This is a genomic window from Marinobacter sp. GH_1, from assembly GCF_048595985.1.
GTDB classification, from domain to species: Bacteria; Pseudomonadota; Gammaproteobacteria; order Pseudomonadales; family Oleiphilaceae; genus Marinobacter; species Marinobacter shengliensis.
Genome location: NZ_CP184460.1, coordinates 2,716,296 through 2,732,009 on the forward strand (window position 1 = coordinate 2,716,296; position 15,714 = coordinate 2,732,009).

Sequence of the window (15,714 nt, forward strand, 5' to 3'; positions counted from 1 at the left end):
CTCACGCCCCTCAGGACCGAATGGTCTTGCTGACAGGCGCTGAGGGCTCGCTGACCAGACCCTGCTTATCTTGCACCTGGATCGTGAAGTACCAGGTACCGGAATCCAGATTGTCCACCGTGTAGCTCATCTCCGGGTAGACGTCGGCCTCGCCAATGATCACCTCACCAGACAGATTTTCGACGTCCTGGCCGTACCGGATCACATACTTGTCGAGCTCGCCCATGGCAATACCGTCGCCATTGACTCGGGTAGAGGGTGCTGACCAGCTCAGGACAGCTGCACGGGCCGGCTCAGGCTGCACACCCGAAGGGCCTGACCCGACATTACCGGAGGTATTGGAGCCCGAGGTATTTGCACCACTCCCGGCATCGGAGCCACCTCCACCACAGCCGGTGAGCAGAATCCCTAGTAAAAACGCGGCCGTCCATGCCTTTGACAATTTGATGACGCGTTTCATTGGCTATTTGCACCATTATTCCGTCGACTTTGTGAAATTCTATAAAATCGGATCGGATGATGATGCGAATGACGTCATTTTTGAAGTTAGAAAATTGTCATTTTTTTGACTTTACAGTTGGTGAAAAATTGTGCATACGATCAGGCAAAACGCCAAACGCGGATCGTGTAAGAGAAGAGTTCAGGAGGTTATCGGGCGTAGAAAACGAAAAAGGCCGGCTAAAAAGCCGGCCTTTTTCTGATTGGTAGCGGGGGCTGGATTCGAACCAACGACCTTCGGGTTATGAGCCCGACGAGCTACCAGACTGCTCCACCCCGCATCAAAACTTTTAACGAAATCTTTTGTTTACCGGGGTTGCCCCGATCAACGTGGCGCGAATATTACAGCGCACCACCGGGACTGTCAATCCATATTTTCAAACAGGTCGGTGGGATAGCTCAACTCGGGCGCACCCTTCTCGCTGGCCGGGTGAAAGAAACCTACGGAGTCAATTGCTTCCTGGACAGGACGAAAGGATCGGCGATGCTCCGGGGTTGCCCCAAGACGCATCAGCGCCTCCAGGTGCACCGGCGTCGGGTACCCCTTATGTTGCGCCAGACCGTAACCGGGATAGGTTTGCTCCAGCAACGCCATTTCCCGGTCACGCGTCACCTTGGCAATGATAGATGCCGCGCTGATGGCCGGGTGTCGACTATCCCCTTTTACCACCGGCTCCGATGGCCAGCGCCAGTTCGGGCAACGGTTGCCATCCACGAGAACGTATTCCGGAGCGATGGAAAGACCATCCACCGCCCGCTTCATGGCCAGCATCGTGGCCTGGTAGATATTCAATTGATCGATCTCGCCAGGCTCACAGCGCCCCAGGCACCAAGCCGCTGACTTTTCGACAATCTCATCGTACAGTGCCAGGCGCCGCTTCTCAGTGAGCTTCTTGGAATCCGCAAGGCCCTGAATAGGCCGCTCGGGGTCCAGGATCACCGCTGCGGTGACGACGGCACCGATTAAAGGGCCCCGGCCTACCTCGTCCACCCCGGCGAGTCGCCGGCCTTGATAACTGCATTCAAACGGAGGGAGCTTCTTACCAGCCATTAGCCATGACGCTCCAACAACTCAGAAACAGCCTTGGCGGCCCGCTCATCGGCATTCTGTTTCAGAGACTGATGAAGCTCGGAAAAGGCCCGCTTCAATGCAGCCCGCTCCTGTTCATTTTCCAGTCGCTCAAGCACAGCAGCACCCAGGCTTTCAGGAGTGGCATCGTCCTGCAACAGTTCCGGCACTAATGGTTTCTGGGCGAGCAGGTTCGGTAACGCCACCCAGGGCACTTTTACCAGCCGCGACAGCAGCTTGTAACTGAAGTTGCTCAATCGGTAGCCCACCACCATTGGCTTTTTGAGCAACATCGCTTCGAGGGTGGCAGTTCCTGAGGCAAGCAGCACCACATCACTGGCAGCCATCACCTCACGAGAGCGACCACGCACCAGGGTAACCGACAGTTTGACGTCCAGGGATTCCACCAACGCCTGAACCTGCCGTTCCCGATCCCGGTTTACACAGGGAATCACCAACTGAATGTCTGGCCTGCGGGCCTGTAGCCAACGGGAGGCCTCCAGGAACAGTGTACCAAGGCGCTCCACCTCCCCACCCCGACTGCCTGGCAAAACGGCCAGTACCGGCTTGTCTGGCTCAAGCCCAAGGCTCTCCCGGGCGGAACCGGTATCCGGTTCCATGGGAATACGATCAGCCAGCGGGTGCCCCACAAAAGCGACCGGCACCTGGTGCTCTTCGTAGAAACGGGCTTCAAAGGGAAACAGCGTGAGCATCAGGTCCACAGACTTGGCAATCTTGAAAATACGCTTCTGGCGCCACGCCCAGACCGAAGGACTCACATAATGAACCGAGGGGATACCCGCCTCCCGACACCGCCGCTCGATAGCCAGGGTGAAATCCGGTGAATCAATGCCAATCACGACATCCGGCGGAGTGGTAAAGAGATAGTCCAACAGCCGGGCGCGGATACTGAACAACTCCCGAATACGCCCCAGCACTTCCACCAACCCCATAACGGATAACCGCTCCATGGGGACCAGGGAATGAAACCCTTCGGCGTTCATCTCATCGCCGCCAATACCAACGAAGCGGGCATTCGGATAGCGATTACGGAGAGACCGGATCAAGCCGGCACCGAGGATATCCCCCGATGCCTCACCGGCGATAATGGCAATGGTCAACTTGCGGGAACTGACCATGTCAGCCTGTGCGTGCGTCACCGGCAGCCTCCTGCCGGATCAGCGGATGATGCCGCGATCCGCTCCCCGGAGCGAGTCGATCAGCGGGCGAACCTCTGGCACGTCAGCAAAGCTGCCCTCAAGTTCTTCCAGTGCCTGCTCTGTGGTCAGGCCCTGACGGTAGATCACCTTATAGGCCCGGCGTAAGGTCAACAAAACTTCCTTGCTGAAACCCCGGCGCTTAAGCCCCTCCACGTTCATGCCGTGGGGCTGGGCTGACTGTCCGCTGGCCATGACATAAGCGGGGATATCCTTGAGCACGATACTGCCACCGGCCGCCATGCTGTGGGGCCCGATATGGCAGAACTGATGCACCATGGTGCCGCCGCCGAGGATGGCGTAATCACCTACCGTAACGTGACCAGCCAGGGTGGCACAGTTCGCCAGAATGGTGTTGTCTCCAACGCAGCAGTCATGGGCAACATGCACGTAGGCCATTAGCAGGTTGCCATTGCCAATGCGGGTTTCGCCCCGGTCCTGAATCGTTCCGCGGTGGATGGTGCAGTTCTCGCGGATAACGTTGTTGTCGCCGATCACCAGTGTCGTTGGCTCACCGGCGTACTTCTTGTCCTGACACTCTTCCCCGACACTGGAGAACTGGAAAATACGGTTATTGCGACCGATAACTGTCGGGCCCTTGATCACCACATGGGAAAGAATCTCGGTGCCCTCACCGATTTCCACCCCCGGGCCAATGTAACTCCAGGGACCTACCGTAACGTTATCCGCCAGTTTGGCTGACGGGTCCACAATCGCCTGAGGATGGACACCCGACCAGTCATTTGTCGCCATCAAACTTCTCTCTCAGCGGTCAATATTTCTGCAACGCACGCGACTTCTCCGTCCACCAATGCGCGGCATTCGAATTTCCAGATACCACGCTTGCCAGACACAAACTCGGATTCCATATCCAGGCGGTCTCCCGGCAGCACGGGACGCTTGAAGCGTACTTTACTGGAGCCAGCCAAATATTGTATCACGCCATCAGACGGTTTCCGTTCCACGGTCACAAAACCGAGAATTCCGGAAAGTTGCGCCATGGCCTCAATAATCAGCACCCCGGGCATAATGGGGTTGTCCGGGAAATGCCCGGTGAAGAAAGGCTCATTGAAGGAGATATTCTTGTATCCCTTAATCGACTTTCCTTTTTCGACTTCGGTTACCCGGTCCACCAGCAGAAACGGATAGCGATGCGGCAGATACTCCAGGATTTCATCAATTTTCATCATCTTGCTTGGCCTCAGCCCTCTAGCTTTTTTTCCAGTTCCTTGACCCGCCTCGCCAGAACGTCCAACTGCCTGAAGCGTACCGCATTTTTTCGCCATTGCCGGTTGGTATCTGCGCTGGTACCCGACGAATACACCCCGGGCTCTGCAATGTCGCCTGTGACCATCGTCATACCGGTCAGTTGCACCTGATCCGTAATTTCCAGGTGGCCGGCAACACCAGCGGCGCCCCCGAACACACAATGCCGACCAATCTTTGTGCTGCCGGCAATGCCCACTTTCGCGGCCATGGCGCTGTGGTCGCCAATGCGCACGTTGTGCGCAACCTGAACCAGGTTATCGATCTTTACACCATTGCCAATCACTGTGTCGTCAACCGCACCCCGATCAATCGTGGTATTGGCACCAATCTCTACATCATCTCCGAGCACCACGCCCCCAACCTGGGCAATGCGGTGCCACACACCACGCTCGTTGGCAAAACCAAAGCCATCTGAACCGATGACTGCCCCGCTGAGAATATGACAACGCAGCCCGAGCACTACATCATGGGCCAGGGTAGCTCGCGGGCGCAGGACTGACTGATCACCGATCCGGGAACGGGCTCCGATGAAACAGCCGGCCCCGATGACAACTTGATCACCGATTTGCGCATCCGCTTCAATCACCACGTGCGGGCCGACACAGGCAGAGTCCGCAACGGTTGCCGAGGGATCAACCACGGCGGTAGGGTGAATACCGGCAACCGGTGCCGGCGTGGCGTCAAACCAGTGACTGATGCGAGCGTAGCCCAGGTAGGGGTTGTCCAGTAACAGGACATTGGTCGGAGCATCGGCCGCATTAGCCGGCGACACAATCACCGCAGAGGCCTTGGTCTGCGCCAGATACTTGGCATAGGCGGGATTAGCCAGAAAACTCATCTGCCCGGGGCCCGCAGCCTGCAGCGTTGCCAAACCGGAAATGGCTGTGTCCGGATCTCCCCTCAGCTCAGCACCCAACGCCTCGGCCAGTTCCTGCAAACGAAAGGATTTTTGCACCATTGAACCTTCTCCCGATGCGGTAGTAACAGTGCCTGGCCAGGTTTATCGGTTAAGCTTCTCGAGCAATTCCGAGGTCAGGTTCATCTCCGGCTTAACGTAGACAACCGCTTCGCTCGGCAGAATCAGGTCCAGATTGTGCTCTTCCAGCAGCTCTTTGACGGCCGCGTCTACTTCAGGGCGAGCGTTCTCCAGAAACTGCTGTTTGCGCTGCGCAACAGTCTGGTCCAGGCGCTGTTTGAGGAAGTTGAACTCCTGCACTTTCTCCTGGAACTCACCGGTCAGCTTGTTGCGCTCGCTTTCATTCATCATGGCGCCGTCTTTCTCGATCCGATCCTTCAGCCTGCGGGCCTGTTCCTGGGCCTCACGAACCTTGGCTTCTTCGCCAGCAAAATCCTGCTGAAGTTTCTCACTGAAAGACTGGGCGTCGTTGGACGAAAACAACGCCTGGCGCAGGTCAACCACGCCAATTCTAGTCTCCGCTGCGAGCTGCAGCGAGAATGCCATCAGAGTTGCGCCAACAATGGCAGATAGACGTTTCATCGGGAATCTCCTGTGTTTCATCCTTTGTTTTTCTGTTTACTGCAATCAGAAGGTTTGCCCCAGCGAGAACTGGAACACCTGAGTATCATCGCCCGGCTTGTCATTAAGCGGTTTCGCCAGGCTGAAAGCAAGCGGACCCACTGCCGTAATCCACTGGAAACTCACACCAGCCGCGGTCCTCACTTCCTTCAGTTCCGGGTCGAAGCCGCGATCGGTATCGAACACCTGGCCTGCGTCAAGGAAGAAGGAAGTACGCATGGAACGGGTGTCGCCCGCAAAAGGTGTCGGGAAAATCAGCTCCAGGCCGGCTTCAGTCAGCAGGTTGCCACCGAAGGGGTCCGGACTGGAGAAATCAAACTCTGCCGGCTCAGCACGATTACCAAGGGAGTTTGCCCGGTAACCACGCACCGAACCATAGCCACCCGAGTAGAAGTGCTCAAAGAACGGCATCTGGGTACGATCGCCATAGCCATCCCCGTAACCCACCTCAGTGCGAGCCCTGACCACCCACCGCTGCGTATCGACCAGCGGGAAATAAAAATCTGTTCTGTGGGTGGCCTTATAGAACGTGAGGTCACTTCCGGGCACCGCCACATCCAGCGACAGAGAATGGCTATAACCGCGAGTAGGCAGTACGCCGCGGTTCAGTGTGCTGCGCCGCCAGCTGCCGAACAGGAAATAGTTGGTAAACGAATCACCTTCGTCGGCAATGAAGTCACGCACCTCAACCGAGGAAAAGATGCCGGGTTTGAGATTGGATTGAGTGACACCCACACCGAAATTGAGCCGGGTGATGGCATCTGTCGGATACCCGAAGGTTAATCTGGCGCCATATTCATCCAGCAAGTAAGAGGAGATATCCTGCTCTTCAAAATCGGTTTCTCTGGCAAACAAACTGAAACCACGGCTGACGCCGTCGACAGTGTAGTAGGGATCCAGATAGGAAATATTGGCGCTTTTAACAGAATCGCTGACGTTTACACCAAACGACACCCGCTTACCTGTACCGAAGAAGTTGTTCTCGGAGACTGCAGCACCGAGGATCACACCGGAGTTCTGGGAAAAACCGATCGACGCTGACAAGCTGCCCGTCGGCTGTTCACGGACACTGTAATTCACATCCACCAGATCATCGGTTCCGGGTACTGGGGCGGTTTCGACGTCTACAGTCTGGAAGAAGCCCAATCGCTCCAATCGGGTTTTTGAGAATTCTATGCGATCAGATGACGCAACGCCCCCTTCCATCTGGGTCATTTCCTGACGCAACACTTCATCCTTGGTGGAGATATTGCCCTCAAAATTCACACGCCTGACGTAAGCGCGCTTGCCCGGCTCGATAAAGAAGGTCACCGCCGCTGTGTTGTCTTCGCCGGGTTCAGGGACCGCATTGACGTTGGCAAAGGCATAGCCCTCGCGCCCCAGGCGGAACGACAACGCCTCAGAGATGGAGGTCATCTGGGCGCGGGAGAATACATCTCCCTCTTTAACCGGGATCAGTTTGCGCAACTCTTCTTCTTCGACGATCAGGTTGCCGCGAAGGCGAATGTCCGAAATCGTATACTGGGGGCCTTCATCCAGGGAGATGGCGATAAATACCTGCTGCTTGTCCGGTGAAATGGACACCTGGCTGGATTCTACGGTGAAATCCAGATAACCGCGGTCAAGGTAAAATGAACGCAACGATTCCAGGTCACCACTCAGGCGCTCCCGGGCATACTTGTCTTTATTGGTAATGGAATTCCACCAGCTGCTGGTGCGCAACTCAAACAGGCTGATCAGCTCTTCATCACTGAAATCCTGATTTCCAACAATATTAATGTGCTTGATTGAGGCAACAGTGCCTTCGTTGATATCGAGACGAACCGCTACCCGGTTTCTGGGAAGTTCTTCAGCCGTGGCACGCACTCGCGCGTTATAACGGCCCTGTGCGATATAGGAGCGCAGGATCTCAAGCTCCAGCCGTTCGAGGGTCGCTCTACGGAAAACCTGACCTTCTTCCAGCCCGGCGCCCGCCAGCGCATCCATCAACATATCGGTTTCGATGTTCTTGTTGCCGTCGATCTCAATGGACGAAATGGAAGGGCGCTCCTTGACCGACAGAATGAGTACACCGCTGTCACGGCTGGCTTCGATGTCGGTAAACAGACCGGTCCTGAACAACTCCTTGATGGCATTGGCCAGACGGGTCTCGTCGATTTGCTCGCCAATGTTTACCGGAAAAGCCGAGAAGACGGAGCCCGCTGAAACCCGCTGAAGGCCTTCTACCTCGATATCCGCTACCGTGAATTCATCCGCCAGCACAGGCTTGATACCAGTTGCGGTAATGGCTAGGCCAACGGCTACAGCTAGAAGGGAACGTCTCATTCAGTTATATCGCCTGGTTAATGTGCGGTAAGGAGCCCGCAATTCTCACAACCGCATCAGGTCGTTGTAAAGAGCAAACACCATTAAAGTCAGAATCAAAGCCATACCAATTCGTAATCCAAGTGCCTGAACCTGTTCAGATACCGGCTTTCGGCGTATAGCCTCGATGGTGTAATACACAATGTGGCCACCGTCCAATACAGGAATCGGCAAAAGATTCAGCACCCCGAGGCTGACACTCAGGTAGGCCAGAAAACGGATAAAATCTTCAAACCCGGAACTGACACTGGCCTCAGCCACCCGGGCAATGGTTATCGGCCCACTCAGATTGGTGGGCGACAACAGGCCCGTGACCATTTTCTTGATGGCCACCAGCGTCAGTCGGGTATCCGCCCAGGTTTCATGCACCGCATTCGGAATGGCCGCAAAGGGGCCGTAACGGACTTCACGCAGAAACTCGTCTGGCCAGGTGATCGCTTCGACACCTGCACCCACGAAGCCAATTTCCTGGCCGTCGTCGAGGGTTCGGGTAGCCGGGCGAACGGTAAGCTCCAGGGGAGTGCCATCACGCTCTATGGACAGCTCAAGGTCGGTTTCCGGCGCATTCCTGATGTAGTCCACCAGGGCAAACCAGTCGGCCACCGGCTCGTCGTCCACGGCAACAATACGATCGCCGCTCCGAAGCCCTGCGGCAGCAGCCCGGCCATCACTGGTGACCTGCCCCAACACAGCCGGCACCGCCGGTCGCCAGGGCGTGATACCGAATTCTGCCAGGGGGTTAGGCGTATCATTGCTCAGACGCCAGCCATTCAGGGCTCCGTCGACTGTGCCTTTTGATCCATTCTGTGACACCTCAAGTGTCACCAGGCCCTGTTCTCCGGTTCGCTCCAACAGGCGCATATTAATATCACGCCAGGACGTCACCCGGTGACCATCCACAGCATGGATTTCCATGCCCTGCTGCAACCCTGCCCTCTCGGCCACACTGCCGGGCGTCACATCCCCTACCACCGGAGCAACGGTTGTTACGCCCACTACGCTCAGCAACCAGTAGGCGAAGATGGCAAACAGGAAATTTGCTAGCGGGCCGGCAGCAGCGATGGCAATTCTCTGGGACGGCGGCTTGGAGGTAAAGGCCTGATCTTTCAGCCCCTCCGGTACGGGGCCTTCCCGCTCATCGAGCATCTTGACGTAGCCGCCCAACGGGATCGCCGCCACCGCAAACTCGGTACCGTGACGATCGTACCAGGAAAACAAGGGTTTACCGAAGCCCACGGAAAACCTGAGCACCTTGACCCCGCACCGCCGGGCCACCCAGAAGTGACCATACTCGTGCAGGGTCACCAGGATTCCCAGTGTTAATGCAAGTGCCAGAACGGTTTGAATAATCTGCATAGAGTTTCCGGTTTGAGGCCGTCGGCCAACATGAACATTCCCGCAGGACTCAGACAGACAGCAGGCTTATCTGTTCCCTGGCCCGGCTGCGAGCCTCGGCATCCTTGGTAAATATGGTGTCGAAGTCGCTCGCTGGAACGACCGGCGTCGCCGCCAATGTCCGCTCTATGATAACGGGGATATCGGCGAAGCACAGCTTACCGTCCAGAAACGCCTCCACCGCCACTTCGTTGGCGGCATTCAGCACCGCTGGTGCCGTGCCACCACTGGCGAAAGCCTCGGCGGCCAGCCGCAGGCAGGGGAAGCGCTGGAGATCCGGTCGTTCAAAATGGAATTTACCAATGGCAAACAGGTCCAGAGGTGCAACCCCCGCCTCAATACGCTCGGGCCAGGCCAGCCCGTTGGCAATTGGCGTACGCATGTCCGGGCTTCCAAGTTGAGCCAGAACAGAGCCGTCCGCGTACTCCACCATGGAATGGATAATACTCTCCGGATGAACGTGAACCTCAACCCGGTCTGGCGTGGTATTGAACAGCCAGCAGGCTTCAATCAGCTCCAACCCTTTGTTCATCAGCGTGGCGGAATCGACCGAAATCTTCTGGCCCATCGACCAGTTCGGGTGCGCACAGGCCTGAGACGGAGTAACACTGCGGAGCTCTTCTGCTGCCATGGTTCGAAACGGCCCACCAGAGGCGGTCAACAGGATCCGGGTAATACCGGCGGCCTTCGGATCCCGAATTTTGTCTGCTGGCATACACTGGAAAATGGCGTTGTGCTCGGAGTCGATGGGCAGCAACTCCGAGCCTGAGGCGATTACCGCGTCCATAAACAACTGGCCCGACATCACCAACGCTTCCTTGTTGGCCAGCAGTACCCGCTTTCCGGCCCGCACTGCCGATAAGGTTGGCGCCAGGCCCGCAGCGCCAACAATGGCGGCCATGACTGTATCGGCGTCGCTCGCAGCAGCCACGGCACAGAGGCCTGCCTCACCCCCGAGCACCTGGGTATCCGGGCAATCGGCCAGCAACTCCCTGAGCTCGTCCGCAGCGCGCTCACTGGCCATGACAGCCACCTTGGGGCGAAACTCCCGGCACAGGGTTGCCAACTCCCATGCCCGCGTGCCCGCTGTCAGCGCGTAGACCGAGAACCGGCCCGGGTGTCGGCGAATCACATCCAGGGTGCTGAGCCCGATGGAGCCCGTTGCCCCCAATACGGTAATGCAACGTGTTGTCATAGTTACCAGTGACCGGTGGTCAACCAACCCAGCAGGGTGATTATCAGGGCAAATACAGGAATGGCGGCAGTCAGGCTATCGATGCGATCCATGATCCCGCCATGGCCGGGCAGCAATTGACTGCTGTCCTTGATACCCCGGAACCGCTTGAGCATGCTTTCAAGAAGGTCGCCCAGCACCGACACAAAACCGGTGACCAGTGTGGCAACGATCAACAGAGCCATTTGAACAGGCGTGGCGCCAGCCAGCTGGCTGGCGACAACGGCAAGCAAGGCGACCGCCGCCAGGCCACCCCACACACCGGCCCAGGACTTACCGGGGCTGACCCGGGGCGCCAGTTTGGCCTTGCCGAACGCTCTGCCCGCAAAATAGGCGCCAATATCCGCCACCCAGACCACAAGAAATATATAGAGAATCGCCAGGCGGTTATCTGCCAGGTCACCAAACTGAAAGCCTCCGGTTCGCAGGTGGTTCAACCCCACCCAGGCCGGTATCAGTACCAGCAGGCCCATCACCGCTCGCACTGGCACGGCACCCCAGGAATCCGATCCAGCCGGATACCGGCGCACCAGCCAGAAGCACACCAGCCACCAAATCACGGCAAGCCAGAGCACGGCCACCGAAGGCACGTTCAGCAGCCCATAGAGTAACGCCGCAACAACAGCGGCGTAGATCACCCGGCCCGGCTGCGTCTCAATGCCGGACATATTTGCCCATTCCCAGGCACCCAGAGTGATGATCGCGCCGGTGAACAGGGCAAACCCCAGGGGTGATGTAAAAAAGATGCCGCCAATCGCGATGGGAGCAAGAACAAGAGCTGTGATGATGCGGGTTTTTAACACGGTATAAGTCGCTGTATCGTTATTGTTGTGAAGCTCGCGCCGCGATCTGGTCGTCGGTTTGCCCGAAACGACGCTGGCGACGGCTGTAGGCTTCCAGTGCCTTGCGCATTTCCTCAGCCTTGAAATCCGGCCAGTAAACGCTGGAAAAGTAGAACTCGGTATAGGCCAGGTGCCACAACAGGAAGTTGCTGATGCGCTGCTCGCCGGCGGTACGGATCATCAGGTCCGGCATGGGCAGGTCGCCGATACTGAGGTGCTGCTGGATCAGGTCGTCGGTAATGTCTGACGGTTCAAGTTGACCAATCCGAACCTGCTCTGCCACCTTCCGGGTTGCCTGGGTTATGTCCCAGTGGCCTCCGTAGTTCGCCGCAATCACCAGGGTCATCGCCGTGTTGTCGCGGGTCAGCGTCTCGGCTTTCTCCATGTGCTCCTGAAGCGTTGGATTGAAAGCCGAGCGATCGCCTATTATGCGCAAGCGGATATTGTTGCGATGAAGCTTCCGGACCTCGCGCTCAAGGGCAATCAGGAAAAGCCTCATCAAAGCCGACACTTCGTCTTTCGGGCGACGCCAGTTCTCGCTGGAGAAAGCGAACAGGGTGAGCACCTCCACCCCTTCCCTGGCGCAGGTTTCCACCACGGCCTTTACCGCATCCACACCAGCCTTGTGACCAGCCACTCCTTTGAGCCGATGAGCCTTGGCCCAGCGGTTATTGCCATCCATGATAATGGCCACATGCCGGGGACAGTTGTCTGCCATCACCGGAATTTCTGCGGTTATTTGTGCCGTCATGAAACCCTCTGTGCGGCGGAGCATCCACCCCGCCGCGTGCTTTCTACTGAATGGACCTGGCGGTCAGACCGCCATCAGGTCCTCTTCCTTCGCCTTCAGCATCTTGTCGACTTCAGCGATGTACTTGTCAGTCAGTTTCTGGACTTCGTCTTCGCCCCGGCGCTGATCGTCCTCACTGATCTCTTTTTCTTTCAGCAGGTCTTTGATCATGCTGTTGGCATCGCGGCGAGCGTTACGGATGGACACCCGACCATGCTCGGCATCCGCTTTCGCCTGCTTGACCATTTCCTTACGGGTTTCTTCGGTCAGCATGGGCATGGGCACACGAATCACATCACCGCTGGTAGACGGATTCAGTCCCAAATCCGACGTCATGATGGCCTTTTCGATGGTGGGAACGAGATTCTTCTCCCAAGGGGCAACCATCAGGGTGCGATTGTCTTCAACGTTAACGCTGGCAATCTGCTTCAGCGGCGTTTCCTGACCGTAGTAGTTCACCATCACACTGTCCAGAATCGCAGGGTGGGCACGGCCGGTGCGAATCTTGTTGAAAGCCGAGTGCAGAGCCTCCAGGCTCTTCTTCATCTTCTTCTCGGCATCTGCTTTGATATCGTTTATCACGTCAGCATCCTCGAAACGTTCGTCTGGTTATAGTGCAGTATCCGTCCAGCTTTCCACAGCCGGCAACCAATTATTCAATCAATGTGCCTTCTTTCTCACCGGTCACAATGCGGGTCAGTACGCCCGGCTGGCTCATATTGAACACGCGCAGCGGCATACCATGATCCCGTGCCAGGCAGATAGCCGTGAGGTCCATCACCCCGAGCTTTTTGTCCAGAACCTCATCGTAGGTCAGGTAATCGTATTTTACAGCGCTGGGGTCAAGATGGGGATCCGCATTGTAGACACCGTCAACCTTGGTGGCCTTCAGCACGGCATCGGCCTCGATCTCGATACCCCGCAGGCAAGCGGCGGAGTCTGTGGTGAAGAACGGGTTACCGGTACCTGCGCTGAAAATAACCACGTCACCCTCTTTCAGGTCACGTACTGCGCGCCGGCGGTCATAATGCTCAACAATACCGCTCATTGGAATGGCAGACATCACACGGGTCCGGATATTGGAACGCTCAAGCGCATCACGCATGGCCAGACCATTCATGACCGTGGCCAGCATACCCATGTGATCCCCCGTCACACGGTCAAGGCCTGCGGCACTCAGCGCTGCCCCCCGGAACAGGTTACCACCACCAATCACCAACCCCACTTGTACGCCAATACCGACCAGGGCACCGATTTCAAGCGCCATGCGATCAAGAACTTTGGGATCAATACCGAAATCGTGATCGCCCATCAGGGCCTCGCCACTGAGCTTCAGCAGAACACGCTTGTATCTGGGCTGGTTTTTTGAAGATGTCGGCATGGTGATCCCCTTATCGTCTGTTGGCTATCCGGCGCAAACCCGTTGCAGGCTTGTATCTGACATACTCCTCGAAAAAAGGGGTATCTCAGATACAAGCCCGCCACGAAAGCCGGGCACACCCGACTGACGTGGCAGACTCAGGTAAGCGCTGCCACCTTGCGTGACAGCGCTCAGAAGAGGATCAGGCCTTGCCTGTGCCAGCGGCAGCAGCCACTTCAGCAGCGAAATCCACTTCTTCTTTCTCGATGCCTTCACCCACTTCCAGGCGAACGAAACCAACCAGCTCGCCACCGGCAGCTTTGATCAGGTCGCCCACTTTCTGGTCGGGGTTCTTGACGAACGGCTGCTCAATCAGGCTGTTCTCAGCCAGGAACTTCTTGATGCGGCCACCCATCATCTTTTCGATGATCTCAGCAGGCTTGCCTTCCATATCCGGCTGCGCCTTGATGATCTCTTTCTCTTTTTCCAGCTCTTCAGCCGGCATGTCGTCGGGCTTGCCAACGCGCGGGTTAACAGCAGCCACGTGCATCGCGATGTCACGAGCCAGCTCTTCGTTACCTGCAGTCAGGGCCACAACAGAGGCAATCTTGTTGTTGCTGTGAACGTAACCGCCCACAACCGGACCTTCCACCTTGATGATGCGACGAACCGTGATGTTCTCGCCGATCTTCTGAACCAGCGCCTCACGCTTGGCTTCCAGATCGCCAGCCATCAGGGCCGCAACGTCGGTTTCACCTTTTTCGAAGGCAACGTTCAGAACGTCGTTGGCGAAGTTCATGAAGTTGTCGTCGCGAGCAACAAAGTCTGTCTCGGAGTTCACTTCCAGAATGTAGGCAACGGTGTTGTCGTCAGACACTTTAACCAGAGACACGCCTTCAGCGGCGGTACGGCCGGCTTTCTTGGCGGCTTTCAGACCGGAAGACTTGCGCAGCTCTTCGATTGCGGCGTCAACGTCACCACCGGCTTCAACCAGTGCCTTCTTGCATTCCATCATGCCAAGGCCGGTACGCTCACGCAGCTCTTTGACCATTGCAGCGGTAATTGCAGCCATGTTCAGTCCTCTTAATCGTTTCCGAATTCGGTGGGGAGGTATGCCCGGATTAACGAGCGGACATACCTTACAACTCAAACGTGAAGTTTAAGTGTTACTCGGCAGCCGGAGCGGCGCCCGCAGCGTCTTCGCTGACTTCAACAAACTCGTCAGCGCCAGCGCCTGCAGACTGGGAAGCTTCCAGGCAGGTATCGGCAACAGCCTTCACGTAGATCTGGATGGCGCGGATGGCGTCATCGTTACCCGGGATTACGTAATCAACGCCGTCCGGATCGCTGTTGGTATCAACAACACCGATAACAGGAATACCCAGCTTGTTGGCTTCCTTGATAGCGATACGCTCGTGATCCACGTCGATAACGAACAGCGCGTCAGGCAGGCCGCCCATATCCTTGATACCACCGATGGAGCGCTCGAGCTTGTCCATTTCACGGGTACGCTCAAGGGCTTCTTTCTTGGTCAGCTTGTCGAAAGTACCGTCTTTGCTCTGGGCTTCCAGATCACGGTAGCGGCGAATAGACTGACGGATGGTCTTGTAGTTGGTCAGCATGCCACCCAACCAGCGATGGTTAACGTAGGGCTGGCCGGAACGCTGAGCTTCTTCCTTGATGATCTTGGACGCAGCACGCTTGGTGCCAACGAACAGGATCTTGTTCTTGCTTTCTGCCAGCTGCTGAATCACATTCAGCGCTTCGTTCATGGCAGGAACAGTCTGCTCAAGGTTGATGATATGAATCTTGTTGCGGGCACCGAAAATGTACTTACCCATTTTCGGGTTCCAGTAACGGGTCTGGTGACCAAAGTGAGCACCTGCTTTGAGCAGGTCACGCATATTTACCTGAGCCATGATATTTACCTTTTAGCTTCGGGTTAGTCCTCCACGCGTCCGATTGCCCCAACCAGCCTCCTTTAAACAGGAGCTGGCACCCTGGGACAACGTGCTGACACGTGTGTGAATTTGCCGGATTCGTTTCCGGCGGGCGCGTTTATACCATAAAGCGACACCGGGGTGCCATTATTTTTAGCGCAACCCTATAGTCACGATAGCAGGCAGCTCGCCTTGTACC

The 15,714-nt window shown here is 56.7% G+C and carries 16 protein-coding genes and 1 tRNA gene; all 17 read right to left on the reverse strand.

The genetic code is table 11. The annotated features are described in order from the left end of the window. Positions 1–10 precede the first annotated feature (10 nt). The 17 genes from ACNSOI_RS12390 to rpsB all read right to left on the reverse strand — a co-directional run bounded on the left by ACNSOI_RS12390 (position 11) and on the right by rpsB (position 15,494). Positions 11–460, reverse strand: coding sequence for a fibronectin type III domain-containing protein (locus ACNSOI_RS12390; protein WP_342630682.1), 450 nt, complete (start codon positions 458–460; stop codon positions 11–13). A 242-nt stretch (positions 461–702) separates the two neighbouring features. Beyond that, positions 703–779: transfer RNA gene (locus ACNSOI_RS12395), tRNA-Met, on the reverse strand. 83 nt (positions 780–862) lie between these two features. Then, positions 863–1,549, reverse strand: a complete 687-nt coding sequence (gene rnhB / locus ACNSOI_RS12400; RefSeq protein WP_420194145.1) for a ribonuclease HII — start codon at positions 1,547–1,549, stop codon at positions 863–865. Beyond that, on the reverse strand, positions 1,549–2,706 hold the full coding sequence (gene lpxB, locus ACNSOI_RS12405) for a lipid-A-disaccharide synthase (RefSeq protein ID WP_420195722.1): 1,158 nt from the start codon (positions 2,704–2,706) through the stop codon (positions 1,549–1,551). The genes rnhB and lpxB overlap by 1 nt, the downstream gene beginning before the upstream one ends. Before the next feature lie 39 nt (positions 2,707–2,745). Continuing rightward, on the reverse strand, positions 2,746–3,537 hold the full coding sequence (lpxA, locus tag ACNSOI_RS12410; RefSeq protein ID WP_420194146.1) for an acyl-ACP--UDP-N-acetylglucosamine O-acyltransferase: 792 nt from the start codon (positions 3,535–3,537) through the stop codon (positions 2,746–2,748). Then, a complete protein-coding gene (gene fabZ, locus ACNSOI_RS12415; protein WP_058090249.1) occupies positions 3,537–3,974 on the reverse strand; it encodes a 3-hydroxyacyl-ACP dehydratase FabZ in 438 nt (145 codons plus the stop codon). Before fabZ ends, lpxA begins: the two co-directional genes overlap by 1 nt. An 11-nt stretch (positions 3,975–3,985) precedes the next feature. Continuing rightward, positions 3,986–5,008 carry a UDP-3-O-(3-hydroxymyristoyl)glucosamine N-acyltransferase gene (gene lpxD, locus ACNSOI_RS12420; protein WP_396631713.1) on the reverse strand — a complete coding sequence of 341 codons (1,023 nt, stop codon included), beginning with the start codon at positions 5,006–5,008 and terminating at the stop codon, positions 3,986–3,988. 45 nt (positions 5,009–5,053) lie between these two features. Next, the gene (locus ACNSOI_RS12425) at positions 5,054–5,551 is read right to left on the reverse strand and encodes an OmpH family outer membrane protein (protein ID WP_061333431.1); all 498 of its coding nucleotides are present in this window, start codon (positions 5,549–5,551) and stop codon (positions 5,054–5,056) included. 45 nt (positions 5,552–5,596) lie between these two features. Next, complete coding sequence (bamA, locus tag ACNSOI_RS12430; protein WP_420194147.1) at positions 5,597–7,915, reverse strand: outer membrane protein assembly factor BamA; 2,319 nt, start codon at positions 7,913–7,915, stop codon at positions 5,597–5,599. Positions 7,916–7,960: 45 nt separating this feature from the next. After that, positions 7,961–9,310, reverse strand: coding sequence for an RIP metalloprotease RseP (gene rseP, locus ACNSOI_RS12435; protein WP_420194148.1), 1,350 nt, complete (start codon positions 9,308–9,310; stop codon positions 7,961–7,963). 49 nt (positions 9,311–9,359) lie between these two features. Next, positions 9,360–10,544, reverse strand: a complete 1,185-nt coding sequence (ispC, locus tag ACNSOI_RS12440; RefSeq protein ID WP_061333434.1) for a 1-deoxy-D-xylulose-5-phosphate reductoisomerase — start codon at positions 10,542–10,544, stop codon at positions 9,360–9,362. Positions 10,545–10,546: 2 nt separating this feature from the next. Next, a complete protein-coding gene (locus ACNSOI_RS12445) occupies positions 10,547–11,386 on the reverse strand; it encodes a phosphatidate cytidylyltransferase (RefSeq protein ID WP_420194149.1) in 840 nt (279 codons plus the stop codon). Positions 11,387–11,405: 19 nt separating this feature from the next. Then, positions 11,406–12,176 (reverse strand): polyprenyl diphosphate synthase, encoded by a 771-nt coding sequence (uppS, locus tag ACNSOI_RS12450; protein ID WP_061333436.1) that lies wholly within the window; start codon positions 12,174–12,176, stop codon positions 11,406–11,408. Positions 12,177–12,239: 63 nt separating this feature from the next. Further along, entirely contained in the window at positions 12,240–12,797 is a 558-nt protein-coding gene (gene frr, locus ACNSOI_RS12455; protein WP_061333437.1) for a ribosome recycling factor, read from the reverse strand. A gap of 70 nt (positions 12,798–12,867) precedes the next feature. Further along, positions 12,868–13,596 carry a UMP kinase gene (gene pyrH / locus ACNSOI_RS12460; RefSeq protein ID WP_058090258.1) on the reverse strand — a complete coding sequence of 243 codons (729 nt, stop codon included), beginning with the start codon at positions 13,594–13,596 and terminating at the stop codon, positions 12,868–12,870. Positions 13,597–13,777: 181 nt separating this feature from the next. Beyond that, positions 13,778–14,647 (reverse strand): translation elongation factor Ts, encoded by an 870-nt coding sequence (tsf, locus tag ACNSOI_RS12465; protein ID WP_061333438.1) that lies wholly within the window; start codon positions 14,645–14,647, stop codon positions 13,778–13,780. 94 nt (positions 14,648–14,741) lie between these two features. After that, on the reverse strand, positions 14,742–15,494 hold the full coding sequence (gene rpsB, locus ACNSOI_RS12470; protein WP_058090260.1) for a 30S ribosomal protein S2: 753 nt from the start codon (positions 15,492–15,494) through the stop codon (positions 14,742–14,744). Positions 15,495–15,714: the final 220 nt, after the last annotated feature.